The 12,914-nt window shown below is 62.2% G+C and carries 14 protein-coding genes; 6 read left to right on the forward strand and 8 right to left on the reverse strand.

The features are described 5' to 3' along the window. Nucleotides 1-156 precede the first annotated feature (156 nt). Entirely contained in the window at nucleotides 157-774 is a 618-nt protein-coding gene (locus KJP30_RS14945) for a rhodanese-like domain-containing protein (RefSeq protein WP_246594503.1), read from the forward strand. Nucleotides 775-799: 25 nt separating this feature from the next. After that, on the forward strand, nucleotides 800-1,711 hold the full coding sequence (locus KJP30_RS14950; RefSeq protein ID WP_218450058.1) for a LysM peptidoglycan-binding domain-containing protein: 912 nt from the start codon (nucleotides 800-802) through the stop codon (nucleotides 1,709-1,711). A gap of 63 nt (nucleotides 1,712-1,774) precedes the next feature. Here KJP30_RS14950 and zapE read toward each other — a convergent pair whose 3' ends face one another. Continuing rightward, nucleotides 1,775-2,830 (reverse strand): cell division protein ZapE, encoded by a 1,056-nt coding sequence (zapE, locus tag KJP30_RS14955; protein ID WP_218450059.1) that lies wholly within the window; start codon nucleotides 2,828-2,830, stop codon nucleotides 1,775-1,777. A 144-nt stretch (nucleotides 2,831-2,974) separates the two neighbouring features. On the opposite strand from zapE, the gene KJP30_RS14960 reads away from it, so the two are divergent. Both KJP30_RS14960 and KJP30_RS14965 read left to right on the forward strand, forming a co-directional pair. Continuing rightward, nucleotides 2,975-3,691, forward strand: coding sequence for a leucine-rich repeat domain-containing protein (locus KJP30_RS14960; RefSeq protein ID WP_218450060.1), 717 nt, complete (start codon nucleotides 2,975-2,977; stop codon nucleotides 3,689-3,691). Nucleotides 3,692-3,779: 88 nt separating this feature from the next. Continuing rightward, nucleotides 3,780-5,021 (forward strand): MFS transporter, encoded by a 1,242-nt coding sequence (locus KJP30_RS14965; RefSeq protein WP_218450061.1) that lies wholly within the window; start codon nucleotides 3,780-3,782, stop codon nucleotides 5,019-5,021. A 60-nt stretch (nucleotides 5,022-5,081) separates the two neighbouring features. Here KJP30_RS14965 and KJP30_RS14970 read toward each other — a convergent pair whose 3' ends face one another. From KJP30_RS14970 to KJP30_RS15000, 7 genes are all read right to left on the reverse strand, one after another. Beyond that, nucleotides 5,082-5,993 (reverse strand): alpha/beta fold hydrolase, encoded by a 912-nt coding sequence (locus tag KJP30_RS14970; protein WP_218450062.1) that lies wholly within the window; start codon nucleotides 5,991-5,993, stop codon nucleotides 5,082-5,084. After that, nucleotides 5,990-6,898 (reverse strand): ornithine cyclodeaminase family protein, encoded by a 909-nt coding sequence (locus KJP30_RS14975; RefSeq protein WP_218450063.1) that lies wholly within the window; start codon nucleotides 6,896-6,898, stop codon nucleotides 5,990-5,992. The genes KJP30_RS14970 and KJP30_RS14975 overlap by 4 nt, the downstream gene beginning before the upstream one ends. Next, nucleotides 6,895-7,515 carry an HAD family hydrolase gene (locus KJP30_RS14980; protein WP_218450064.1) on the reverse strand — a complete coding sequence of 207 codons (621 nt, stop codon included), beginning with the start codon at nucleotides 7,513-7,515 and terminating at the stop codon, nucleotides 6,895-6,897. The genes KJP30_RS14975 and KJP30_RS14980 overlap by 4 nt, the downstream gene beginning before the upstream one ends. Further along, nucleotides 7,512-7,967 (reverse strand): YaiI/YqxD family protein, encoded by a 456-nt coding sequence (locus KJP30_RS14985; RefSeq protein ID WP_218450065.1) that lies wholly within the window; start codon nucleotides 7,965-7,967, stop codon nucleotides 7,512-7,514. The genes KJP30_RS14980 and KJP30_RS14985 overlap by 4 nt, the downstream gene beginning before the upstream one ends. Before the next feature lie 69 nt (nucleotides 7,968-8,036). Further along, nucleotides 8,037-8,867 (reverse strand): S-formylglutathione hydrolase, encoded by an 831-nt coding sequence (fghA, locus tag KJP30_RS14990; RefSeq protein ID WP_218450066.1) that lies wholly within the window; start codon nucleotides 8,865-8,867, stop codon nucleotides 8,037-8,039. A 31-nt stretch (nucleotides 8,868-8,898) separates the two neighbouring features. Beyond that, nucleotides 8,899-9,513 carry a TetR/AcrR family transcriptional regulator gene (locus KJP30_RS14995; protein WP_218450067.1) on the reverse strand — a complete coding sequence of 205 codons (615 nt, stop codon included), beginning with the start codon at nucleotides 9,511-9,513 and terminating at the stop codon, nucleotides 8,899-8,901. 66 nt (nucleotides 9,514-9,579) lie between these two features. Then, nucleotides 9,580-9,753 carry a hypothetical protein gene (locus tag KJP30_RS15000; protein WP_218450068.1) on the reverse strand — a complete coding sequence of 58 codons (174 nt, stop codon included), beginning with the start codon at nucleotides 9,751-9,753 and terminating at the stop codon, nucleotides 9,580-9,582. A 170-nt stretch (nucleotides 9,754-9,923) separates the two neighbouring features. Here KJP30_RS15000 and mbfA point away from each other — a divergent pair, with 170 nt between their 5' ends. After that, a complete protein-coding gene (mbfA, locus tag KJP30_RS15005) occupies nucleotides 9,924-10,898 on the forward strand; it encodes an iron exporter MbfA (RefSeq protein ID WP_218450069.1) in 975 nt (324 codons plus the stop codon). A 281-nt stretch (nucleotides 10,899-11,179) separates the two neighbouring features. Next, the gene (ilvD, locus tag KJP30_RS15010) at nucleotides 11,180-12,913 is read left to right on the forward strand and encodes a dihydroxy-acid dehydratase (RefSeq protein ID WP_218450070.1); all 1,734 of its coding nucleotides are present in this window, start codon (nucleotides 11,180-11,182) and stop codon (nucleotides 12,911-12,913) included. Nucleotide 12,914 lies beyond the last annotated feature (1 nt).

Here is a 12,914-nt window from a genome sequence, read left to right on the forward strand (position 1 = left end):
GCCTTGCTTTTCCCCAAGAAAGACCCGCGCCGCGAATCACTTCGTCTTGACTGATTCGCGGCGATTTGCCTATATTTGCGCAGGATGCTGCCGCGAAACACATTGGGATGCCGTGTTTCGCCGTATCTTGGGGGACATTTCGAAATGCTGCACAAAATGCGCGGCGCATTTGCGCTCGTACTCTGCCTGTTTGCCGCGCCGGTCTTGGCGCAGGATGTCAATATCACCCCGGATGCGGCGTCCCGATCGATTTGGGTCAACGGCGAAAACATCGTCATCGAACGGATTCAGGACACCGCGCATCAGCTGGAGTCCGAGTTCACCAAGACCTCTCGTCCCTGTCCTCCTTTCTGCATCCATCCGATTTCCGCAGGCCGGGGTGTCACGACGGTGGGCGAAATCGAGGTCATCGATTTCATCGAAAACAAGGTCGCCAACGGCGCGGGCCTGCTGATTGACAGTCGTTTGCCGGAATGGTTCGCCAAGGGCACGATCCCCAGCGCGGTCAACGTGCCGTTTTCGACGCTGGAGCCCAGCAACCCTTACCGTGATCAGATTCTGGAGGCGCTGGGTGCCCGGAAGCTTGGCGGCGGTTGGGACTTCAGCAACGCGCTGGACCTGCTGATGTTCTGCAACGGACCGTGGTGTGACCAAAGCCCGCGCGCCATTCGCAATCTGACCGATGCGGGCTATCCGCCCGAAAAGATACAGTATTACCGCGGCGGAATGCAGCTTTGGCTGCTCTTGGGCCTGACGGTCAAGGTTCCGGCCTGACGGCGGTGCAAGGGGGGGCAGCACCATGATCCGTATCATCCTGTTCAGCATCGCTTTCGTGGCCGTCACCGCCGCATTGATCATCTTTCAGCCGGGCGCGACCCAGATACGCGAGCGTATGGATGCTGAATATGACGTGGCAACGGTGACGCGGGCGGCCACCGCCCCGGACGCCTTGCCGCGCGCCTTGGTTCAACCGGTGACCAGATCCGAGCCGGCCCCTGCGGCAGATGTGACTGCGACGCTGTCGGCGCTGGTTCGCAAGTCGCAAGCGCCGGTCGCGGAGCCGCCGAAGGTCGAGGCGAACCCGGCGCTTGCCATTGCTGCCGCGGTTCAGGCCTCGCGCGGGGCGGGCGGCGATGAACTGGCGCGGACGACCAGCGCGTTGTTGTCCGAACTGGGCAAGGCCCCTGTTGCTGGTGCCGAGGACGATGCCCTGATGGCCATGACGCAAAGCGTGTTGGCCAGCCTGACTGGCGTGGGCGGCGCAGCGGATACGCCAACACCCGGCGATTTGCAGACCCTCGTTGTGCAGGCATTGCGGCAGGGGCAATCGGATGCTTATCTGGATGCGCTGCTGAACGAGGCGCGCGACAGCGGGCAGGTTGTGGTGCCTGACGCGCTGATCACCTCGGACGGCAAGGTTGATACGGCAACCCTGCTGGCGACATTGGTGCAGAGGTCCGTCAACGCCGGTCCGGTTCCCGCCGACAGCGGTCTTGCCCTGACGGCAGTCGAGGTGACGCGCCCCAAGGCGCGGGCCGTGACCGAGACCCAAGTCTACACGGTAAAACCGGGCGACAGTCTGGCCGCGATTTCCTACCGCTTTTACGGCGATACGCTGCAATACACGGCGATCTACGAAGCCAACCGCGACAAGATCACCACCCCGGACAAGATCCGCGTTGGTCAGACACTGACCATCCCGGTTCTCTGAAGAATAACACAGCAGGCAAGCAAGCGAGCATAAGACTGGGGCCGGTTCATCCGGCCCCTTTTTTTATGTCGACCAGTCGGCGGCCTGCATTTCGCGCAGGCGGCTGGCGGTGCGTTCGAATTCAAAACTGCCCTCGCCTTCCACGTATAGCATTTCGGGTTGCGCAGCCGCCGAGGCGATCAGCTTGACGCGTGCCTCGTAAAGCGTATCGATCAGCGTCACAAAGCGCTTGGCCTCGTTAAAGTTGCGACGCGACAGTTGGGGGATGTCTTCGATGATGAGGACACGCACGCTTTCGGCCAGCTTGAGGTAGTCAGCGGGGCCAAGCATGCGGCCGCACAGATCAAAAAAGTTCGCCCGGGCGACGCCGTTGTGATAACGCGGCAGTTCGACCTCGCGGCCCTTCACGTGCAGGGTCAGCGGCTCTTCCAGACCATGGGTCAGTTCCTCCCACAGGGCGTCGATCTGGACGCGCGCGGCGTTGTCAGCGGGCGAGAAATAGACCTGCGCCCCGGCAAGGCGGTCCTGCCGGTGGTCGCGGTCCGAGGCCAGTTCCCGCACCACCATCCGGTCCTTGAGAAAGGCGATGAAGGGCAGGAACAACTGGCGGTTCAAACCATCTTTGTACAGATCGTCCGGCAACCGGTTCGAGGTGGTCACGACCGTTGTGCCGCCTTCGAAAAGGGCCTCGAACAGCCGCCCAACGATCATCGCATCTGCGATGTCGGTGATCTGCATTTCATCGAAGGCCAGCACCCGCACCGAATCCGCGATGCCTTTGGCGACCGGCTTGATCGGATCCTCGGCGCCTTTCTGGCGCAACTGGTGGATCTGGGCCTGCACCTCTTGCATGAAGGCATGAAAATGGACCCGGCGCGCCGGAACGTCCAGCGTGTCAACGAACAGATCCATCAACATGGATTTGCCGCGCCCGACCCCGCCCCAAAGATACAGTCCCTGTGGGGCTTCGATCGTCTTGCGGAAGAACCCGCGCTTGACCGGCTGGGCAAGGTCGGCGCGCAGGCGTTCAAGCTCGGGCAGGACGGCGGTCTGGGCCGGGTCCGGCTTGATCTTCCCCTCGTTGACGCGGGACTGGTAGAGTTCTGTGACACTTGGCATGCCTTCGCATAGCCAATGCCGGGCGCATTGTGTAGTGGCCTGTTGCGCGGGACCGATGGATCCCCTGTGGCAACTGCCGCTTGCGGTCGGACAGGCGACCGTGGCACCTATGCGCGGATTTTCTGACCACGGAGAGCGGGATAGATGGAGGAAGAAGAAAGGCTCGGGGCCGAGCTGCGCGACGCCATCCAATACGTGAAGATGAACCGCCGCGAGGGAATGTCCCTGCTGTATCTTTCCGATCCCTGGCTTCTGACGGAATTGCCTGACGTGATCTCGCGGCTGGACTGGTTGGTCTGGCTGGATCTTGAAGGAACGCGGGTCGAAGACCTGACGCCTTTGGCGGGCATGACGCGTATGGAAAAGCTGGACCTGCGGGGCACGCCGGTGGCCGATCTGTCGCCCCTGTCTGGGATGGGCAATCTTCAGAACCTGTTTTTGGAAGGGACACGTGTATCGGACCTGTCGCCGCTGGCCTCTTGCGACCGGCTGCGCGAGCTTTGGCTGGACGGCACCGAGGTGCATGATCTGTCGCCGCTGGCAAACTGCCGCCGCTTGCGGCAGCTGTCGATCCGCGGCACCGGGGTCACGGACTTGACGCCTTTGACCGGATTGCCGGAATTATCGGTGCTGGATGTGACGGGGTCCAGCGTGCAGGATCTTTCGCCGGTGGTGAGCCTGCCTGCCTTTGCCGATCCCGAAGGCGATGTGGGGATCTCTTTTGCCGGGACGCCAGCCGCGGCCCGCGACCGGGCGCTGGCCCGCATCGCCGATGAAGATGACCCGTCGGAGCGGGCTGGGGATCTGGTGGATCACCTGACAGGGGGCGCGCGGCTCACTGGATGGCGCGGCGACGCATAAGCATTTCTTAATCGAAACATCAAGCATTCGCATTTGACGGCAGCGGGCACAGAAGGCACACCCGCGCGGTAGAATACTGGAGCTCCCCATGTCGTCGCGTGCCTCGTTTTACACCCCGGTCCTGATCGCCGGATCTCTTATCCTGTTGGTAAACTTTGCTATTCGTGGCAGTTTCGGTGTTTTCCAGATCCCAATCGCCGAAGAATTCGGTTGGGCCCGGGCCGAGTTCAGCATGGCCATCGCGATCCAGAACCTCGCATGGGGGATCGGTCAGCCGATCTTTGGCGCCTTGGCCGAAAGGATGGGCGACCGACTGGCGATCATTCTGGGGGCGGTGCTGTATGCGGCGGGTCTGGTCCTGTCGAGCTTTGCCGAAACACCCTTTGCCATGCAGGCGCTTGAGGTGCTGGTGGGCTTCGGGATTGCCGGTTCCGGTTTTGGAGTGATCCTTGCCGTTGTTGGCCGCGCGTCCAGCGATGCGCACCGGTCGATGTCGCTGGCTTTTGCCACTGCCTTTGGCAGCATGGGACAAGTTGTCGGCGCGCCGCTGGCCGAGGCGTTGATGGGATACATGAGCTGGCAGATGGTCTTTGTGGTCTTTGCCGGTGCGATGCTGGCGGCGTTGGCTTTCCTGCCGATGATGCGGGCACCGGTCGCCAGCAAGGCCGAGTTGCAGGAGAGCATGGGAACAATCCTTGGCCGGGCCTTCCGTGATCCGTCGTTCTCGCTGATCTTTATCGGGTTCTTTTCCTGCGGCTACCAACTGGCGTTCATCACCGCGCATTTCCCGGCCTTCGTGACCGAGGCCTGTGGCCCGATTGCCGCCGGGGGGATTCTGCATTCGCTGGGGGTGACGACGACCTCGGCGCTGGGGGCGGTGTCGATCGCATTGATCGGGATCTTTAACATTGTCGGCACGTTGGGCGCGGGCTGGTTGGGGGATCGTTTCCAGAGACGCTATCTGCTGGCGCTGATCTACACGGCGCGGACCCTGGCGGCGGCTGTCTTTATCCTTGTGCCGATGACGCCGGTCAGCGTTCTGGTCTTTTCGGCGGTCATGGGGTCGCTTTGGCTGGCGACGGTGCCTTTGACATCTGGCCTCGTCGCCCATCTGTACGGTCTGCGCTATATGGGCACGCTTTACGGGGTAGTCTTCCTGAGCCATCAGGTGGGCGGTTTCATGGGCGTCTGGCTGGGCGGGCGGCTGTATGACGCCACCGGGGACTACACGCTGGTCTGGTGGATCGGTGTGGCCGTGGGAGCGCTGAGCGCGCTGGTGCATCTGCCGATCCGCGAGAACCGGGTGACCGCTTCGCCGGTTGTTGCCTGACGGACGGGGGCTCTGCCCCCGTACCCCCGGGAGTATTTGCCCCAAGAAGAAGCAGGCGGGTCAGGGATGCAGAGCCTCTAGTATTTCGCGGGTGTGGGTGTAGGTCAGCCCGTGGCCCGCACCTTCGATGACCTTGTGCCGGGCATTGCGGTTCCATTGGGTCAGCGTGCCCATGGCGCGTAACGGGATAACACTGTCTTGCTGGCCCCAGATCGCGGTGACGGGAAGGCCCGTGGCGGCGATCTGACGGTGTTCCGGTTCCAGCGGATCGCGCAACTGACCTCGCAGAGAGGACAGGACCGAACGCAGGAAGCCGCGGCGGTCGAGTTGCGCAAGCTGTTTGTCGGCAATGCCGCTGACGGAGGAGGGCAGGTTACGCTCCGCCTCGATTCCCTGCCGGAGTTGGGCGGGATAGCCCATGTGAAACGCCCAGTCGCCCAGTAAGGGGACATCTGTGGTAAAGCGTGCCAGTCGCCCCAATTGGTGCCCCATGCCGGCAGGTGCGATGAGGATCAGCCGCTGGACCCGGTCCGGATGGGCTGCGGCGAAGCTGGTGGCAATCGCTCCACCCATGGAATAGCCGATCAGTGTGACCGGGGTGTTCAGCTGTTGATGATCCATGAGGTCGGACAATTGCCGGGTGAAGAAGGCGGCGGATTGTTGGCCGCGCGGCGCATCTGAAAAGCCACGCCCGTAGAGGTCATAGGTCAACACCCGGGCTTCGCCGGAGATGTGCCGCGCCAGCCCTTCCCAGACGAACGATGGGGTGGTCAGGCCGTGAACGCAGACCATGACCGGGGCGTCCATGGTGCCGGACCATTGAAAATGGGTATGTCCCTGCGACAGGCGGGCGAATTGGCCGGGGGCGGTTTCCCGCAGGGCGGATACAGGTTTGCGCCGATATTCGCGCCACGCGGGGAGGCTGGCGGCACCCAGTCCCGCAAGGGTCAGGGCGCCGCCAAGAAGGCTCATGCCGCTTTCCACGCGTCGAGGATGTAGCGCGCACACATCAGGTCGAGGTGAGCGCCGCCGCCGTTCTTGAACAGGGTGATCTCGTCGTCGGACTGCCGATGAAAGCGATCTGCTGTGTAGAAATCGGCGATCACGTTGTCGCGGTTGATGACGCCCTGCGCCAGCGGGATTTTCAGTTCGCCGATATGGTCGAGCGTCGTGTCGAAACTGTCGACGAACAGACGGGCGCGGGTGAGGGCGGTATCGTCGACCTCGCGCATGTCGGGGCGATAGGCTCCGATCAGGTCGATGTGTTGGCCGGGTTGGAACCAGTCGCCTTTCAGCAGCGGGTCGGTGGACATGGTGGCGGAACTGACGATATCCGCCGCGCGGACCGCCTGTTCAAGGTCCTCGGCCCAGTCGATGCCATGCGCCCCGGCAAAGGCGCGGGCCTTGTCGGCGGTGCGGTTCCAGACAGTGAACTCTGCCTTGGGAAAGCCGGTGCGATAGGCTGCGATCAGCGAAGCGCCCACGGTGCCGGCCCCGACAATCAGGATCTTGCGGCTGTCGGGGCGGGCCAGTTTCAGCGCGGCGCAGAGGCTGTCGCCCGCGGTCTTCCACTTGGTGACGAGGTGGAAGTCCACCACGGCGGACAAACTGCCATCTGCATCGTCGAAGAGGTTGACGGCCCCGCCGATCATCGGCTTGCCCTTGGCCGGGTTGCCCGGGAACACGGTGGCCGCCTTGACCGCAAGGCCCAACCCGTCGATCCAGGCCGAGCGGTTCAGCAGCGTGTCCTGCCCGCGATAGAGGAACACATCCGCGATCTCTGCCTTGGGGCGTTGGTGGCCCGCGTCAAAGGCGCGCGTGAGGCCAAGCCAATCAAGGTGTTTTTCGCCCTCCTCGAAGGGGATGATCGTCGTCATTGCGATTGCTCCATGGTCAGCAGGCCTTCGGCCACCAGCCGTTCGGCCCAACCGTCCGGACCGGTAAAATGATGGGTTTGCCATCCGCGCGCCTTGGCGGCCTGAATGTTGTCGGCACGGTCGTCGGTGAACAGAAGTGCCTCACCCGGCAGGCCAAGGTGATATTCCACCATTTCATAGATTTCGCGATCTGGTTTTATGACCCCCATGTGGCCGCTGACAAAGGCGTGGTCGAATTCATTGAGGAAATCATAAGCCGGGGTGGCGATGTCCCATGTGCCGATGCCGAAGTTGGTCAGGGCATAGACCTTGTGACCCTGTGCCCGCAGGGCGCGCAGGAGGCGGACGGAACGGGGAATGGCGGGTTTGGCCATTTCCAGCCAGTCGTCGTGCCAGAGGCGGATTTCCTCTGCCCATTCCGGTGTCTTGTCAGCCCATTCATAGACTGTCGCACGGAAATCTCCGCCCCGGTCGATCACGTCGTTCATACCGTGCAGGTCGAGTTGTGCGAACATGTCGCGACGCCGTTTTTCGCCGATCTTGGCGTCGTAGTAGCGTTCGGGCTGCCATTCGATCAGCACGTTGCCGATATCGAAAATCACTGCCTGGATGGTCATGTCTTTTGTTGTCCTGCCTGTCTGAGCGCGCGTTCCAGCGCGTCTAGGAAACGGCTCCGGTCTGCCTTGGTAAAGCCTTTGCCAGAGCCTTGGCGAAAGGGATCGGCGGCCCGCAAGTCCGCCATGAGATCGCGCATGGCAAGCTGCTGGCCGATGTTGGCGGCGGTCAGGGCCGATCCGTCGGGACGCAAGACCTGTGCGCCGGCCTCGACGCATTTTGCCGCCAGAGGAATATCATTGGTGATGACGACGTCGCCGGGGCCTGCCTGTTCGGCGATCCACTTGTCGGCTTCGTCCGGGCCAGCAGCGACGATTTGCAAGGTGACAAGCGGATTGCGCGGGGGGCGCAATCCGCCGTTGGCCACCAGCACCATGGGGACACGGTGCCGGGTGGCGACGGTTTCTGCCTCGGCTTTGACCGGGCAGGCATCTGCATCGACGTAAAGGGTCATGAGGGATCCCGCCCCGGACCTGTTCCGGGGCCTCTGTGGCGGAGGTCCCGGCGCAAGGCCGGGACAGGGTCAGCCATGAAGCGCCTCACCGTGGAAGGCCAAATGATCTTCCATGAAGGTCGAAACGAAGAAATAGCTGTGGTCATAGCCCTTCTGCATTCGGAAAGCGCCGTCCTGCCGGCGGGCGGCCATGGCTTCTGCCAGACATTCCGGCTTGAGCAGGTCAAGGAACTGGTCATTTGCGCCCTGATCGATCAGCACCGGACCGTCAAAGCCCTTTTCACGCATCAGCAAGGTGGCGTCATGCGGCGCCCATGTCGATTCGTCCGCGCCAAGGTAGGCCGAAAGCTGTTTGCGGCCCCAATCGCTTGTCGTGGGATGAGCAATCGGCGCAAAGGCCGACACGCTGGCAAAGCGGCCCGGCAGGTTCATGGCCAGCGTCAGCGCGCCATGACCGCCCATCGAGTGGCCGGTGATGCCCTGACGGTCCATGTCGAGCGCGAACTTTTCGCCCACCAGCGCGGGCAATTCCTCGGCCACGTAATCCCACATGCGGAAATGCGGCGCCCATGGCGTTTCGGTGGCGTTGACATAAAATCCGGCCCCTTTGCCAAGGTCATAGGCCTCGTCATCGGCCACGTCGTCACCGCGTGGGGAGGTATCGGGAAAGATCAGGGCAACGCCCTGTTCGGCGGCCCAGCATTGGGCGCCAGCCTTTACCATGGCGTTTTCGTGAGTGCAGGTCAGGCCCGATAGGTACCAAAGCACCGGCACCGGGACGTGGGCCGCTTCTTCGGGCAGGAACAGCCCGAAGGTCATGTCGCATTTGGTTGCTTCGGATGTATGGGTGTACACACCCTGCATACCGCCAAAACAGGCGTTTTCGGATACGGTCTTCATCTTTTCTCCCAGCGCGCCCGCCGGGGCGCAGTCATGTGCCGTAACGTGCCATGAAGGTTTCGACAGCACCATCCACCACGCGCGCAATTTCTGCATCGCTGAAAGAGGATTGAATCCCGAAGATCGCCTTGGACCAGAGGTCGGCCTTGCACAGTTCGGCAAATTGGTCGGCGGCAAGATCGCTGTCCTCGATCCGCAACTCACCCCGTTCCTGCGCGGCTTGCAAATAGTCGGTCATCACCTTGCGCATGATGGCCGGGCCGCTTTGATAGAACTGCTGGCCCAGTTCGGGAAAACGGTCGGCCTCGGCCACACAGATCCGAAAGATCCGTTGACCCATTTCGGAATAGAGGAAGCTCAGGAACTTGTGGCCGGTTTCGCACAGCACCTCGCGCGGCGGGCGCGTCATGTCCATGGACAGCAGGGCCTCGTCCGCCTGACGGCAACACTGGGCACTGGCCACCTCGATGAAGAGCAGGCGTTTGTCGGGGAAATAGCTGTACAACGTCGCCTTGGACACACCGGCCTCACGGGCGATTTCATCGACGCTGGCCCCTTCGAACCCGTCGCGCATGAAAATCTCGCGCGCACCGTCGATCACCTGGTTGAACTTGCGTCCTTTGCGGACGGTTGCCTGCGTTGTCATGAAACACTCCCCTGCACTGGGTGACTATAAACTGCCCGGTTCAGTTCGGGCAAGAAAGGCACGACGTCATTTCCAATTCGGCGCGCCGCTGCCTTGGGTGGAAACGTCCGGTTGCGGCGAAGGTTGCGGCAGCGGTTCGGGAAACGTCAGATCGGGTTGCATCGGCGGGCCAAGATGGGCGAGCGCCGGCGCCGTGATCAGCGTAGTGGCAGCCATGAGGGGCAGGAGAAAACGGGACATGGGAACCTCCTTCACATTGGTCAAACTGAACCGTTCAGTTCGTCAGCTATGCGGCGGGCGCAAAAATGCAAGAGGCGACAAAGGGTGCGGCAGAATAGGCATAGCGGCTATTCCGGGTTGAGCTTTGTGGGCGGACAAATACATTGGAACCATTCTAAAGAGGTGCCCAAATGCTCTACATGGGAAACCGTCGCCGGTTCCGCGATCTGACCGAACAAGAAGTCCTTGCCCTCGCCATTTCCTCCGAAGAGGACGACGCTCGGATCTACCGTAGCTTCGCCGAACGCCTGCGGACGGAATTTCCCGACACCGCCGCAATCTTTGACGGTATGGCGCAAGAAGAGGACGGCCACCGCCGCGCCCTGATCGAACTGCATCGCCAAAGGTTTGGCGAAGTCATCCCGCTGATCCGGCGCGAACATGTCGCAGGATACTACGCCCGGCGGCCTGTCTGGTTGACGGAAAACCTGTCTCTGGACCGGATCCGGAACGAGGCGTCGCACATGGAACGCGAGGCCGAGCGGTTCTACCTGATGGCGGCGCAGAATGCGCAGGATGCGGCCACACGCAAGTTGCTGGGCGATCTTGCCGCAATGGAGGCGCATCACGAAGACGTGGCGCAAAGGCTGGAACAGGAACACCTTGGCGAGACTGCGCGCGAGGAAGAGGACGACCGGGCGAAGCGGCAGTTTGTTTTGACCTGGGTTCAGCCGGGCCTTGCCGGGCTGATGGACGGATCTGTGTCGACCCTTGCGCCGATCTTTGCCACCGCCTTTGCCACGCATGATCCCTGGACCACCTTCCTTGTCGGGCTGGCCGCGTCTGTCGGGGCGGGGATCTCCATGGGGTTCACCGAGGCCGCGTCGGACGATGGGGAACTCTCAGGGCGTGGATCACCAACCAAACGGGGCATCGCATCGGGCGTGATGACGACCGTCGGCGGGTTGGGCCATGCGCTGCCCTACCTGATCCCGCATTTCTGGACCGCCACCACAATTGCCCTGACAGTTGTCTTCATAGAACTGTGGGCCATTGTCTGGATCCAGAACAAATTCATGGAAACCCCCTTCTTGCGGGCAACTTTCCAGGTGGTCCTGGGCGGGGCCTTGGTCTTTGCCGCCGGTGCCTTGATCGGCTCGGGCTGACGAAGCTGAAGACGGCGCGCGCCGCTCGTCGCCTGCGGCAACATCGCCCCGCCCACCGTCCCACCAAGGTCCATCTGCTGACCTTGGCGCAATCGGAACGCTTGGAAATGAGTATTTGAGCCAAGAAGAAGCCCCTGTTGTTTCTTCTTGGTCCAAATACTCAAAATCGCGACCGTCCCGCCGGGCGATTGGCTGGTATACCAAGACCCGCTTGACGCTTGTGCCCCTTTGAACGCTTCGCTATTCCAAGGAAAAGCCATTCCGCGGGAGGAGCCATCAAGATGCTCAAGCGTCCATTCGACAAGACCAAACTGCCCAGCCGCCATGTGACCGAGGGCCCGGCGCGCGCTCCGCACCGTTCGTTCCTCTACGCGATGGGGCTTAGCGAAGAAGAAATCCATCAGCCGCTGGTTGGCGTTGCGACCTGTTGGAACGAGGCTGCGCCTTGCAACATTGCGCTGAACCGTCAGGCGCAGGCGGTCAAGCTGGGCGTCAAGGAGGCCTCGGGCACCCCGCGTGAGTTCACCACGATCACCGTGACCGATGGTATCGCCATGGGTCATGAGGGCATGCGCGCCAGCCTTGCCTCGCGGGAAGCCATTGCCGACACCGTTGAGCTGACCATGCGCGGCCATTGCTACGACGCAATCGTCGGTCTTGCCGGCTGTGACAAATCCCTGCCGGGTATGATGATGGCAATGGTGCGCCTGAACGTGCCGTCTGTCTTTATCTATGGCGGCTCGATCATGCCGGGCAAATACAAGGGCAAGGACATCACCGTTCAGGATGTGTTCGAGGCCGTGGGCAAGCATCAGGCCGGCGCGAACAGTGACGAGGAATTACGTGCGATCGAAAAGGCGGCCTGCCCGTCGGCTGGTGCCTGTGGCGGACAGTTCACCGCCAACACCATGGCCTGTGTGTCCGAGGCCATCGGCCTTGCGCTGATGAATTCCTCTGGTGCGCCCGCGCCTTACGAAAGCCGCGATGCCTATGGCACTGCTTCTGGCGTGGCCGTCATGCATCTTTTGGAACAGAACATCCGTGCCCGTGACATCGTCACCCGCAAGTCGTTGGAAAACGCCGCGCGTGTTGTCGCCTGCACCGGCGGTTCGACCAACGCGGGCCTGCACCTTCCGGCGATTGCGCATGAGGCGGGGCTGGAGTTCTTCCTGGATGACGTCTGCGAGATCTTCCGCGACACGCCCTATTTCGTCGATCTCAAGCCGGGTGGCAATTACGTTGCCAAAGACCTTTACGAGGCAGGCGGTGTTCCGGTCGTCATGAAGGAACTGCGCCGTGCGGGCCTGATCCACGAGGATTGCATGACCGCGTCGGGCCGCGCCATCGGCGAAGAACTTGACATGATCGAGCGCGAGGCCGATGGCCGCGTGATCTATCCGGTCGACAAGCCGATCACGCCCACCGGCGGTGTCGTTGGTCTGAAAGGCAACCTTGCGCCGCAGGGTGCCATCGTGAAGGTTGCAGGCATTGCGCCCGAAGATCAGGTCTTTACTGGTCCCGCCCGCGTCTTTGAATGTGAAGAAGACGCATTTGAAGCGGTCAAGATGCGCGCCTACAAGGAAGGTGAAGTCATCGTGATCCGCAACGAGGGTCCCGCCGGCGGTCCCGGCATGCGCGAGATGCTGGCGACCACGGCGGCCTTGTCCGGTCAGGGCATGGGTAAAAAGGTGGCGTTGATCACCGATGGCCGTTTCTCGGGCGCGACCCGTGGTTTCTGCGTCGGGCACGTTGGTCCCGAGGCGGCGCATGGCGGGCCGATCGCGCTGGTTCAGGACGGCGACAGCATCACCATCGATGCGGTCAAGGGTGAGATCACCGTCGATCTGACAGACGAAGAGATGGCGGCCCGCAAGGACGCCTGGAAAGGTCCGAAAGAAACGATCTACGCCTCGGGCGCGTTGTGGAAATATGCGCAACTGGTCGGCGAGACCTACAAGGGCGCTGTGACCCATCCGGGTGGCGCGGCTGAAAAACACACCTACGTGGATCTCTGAT

This window comes from Antarctobacter sediminis (genome assembly GCF_019218285.1).
GTDB classification, from domain to species: domain Bacteria; phylum Pseudomonadota; class Alphaproteobacteria; order Rhodobacterales; family Rhodobacteraceae; genus Antarctobacter; species Antarctobacter sediminis.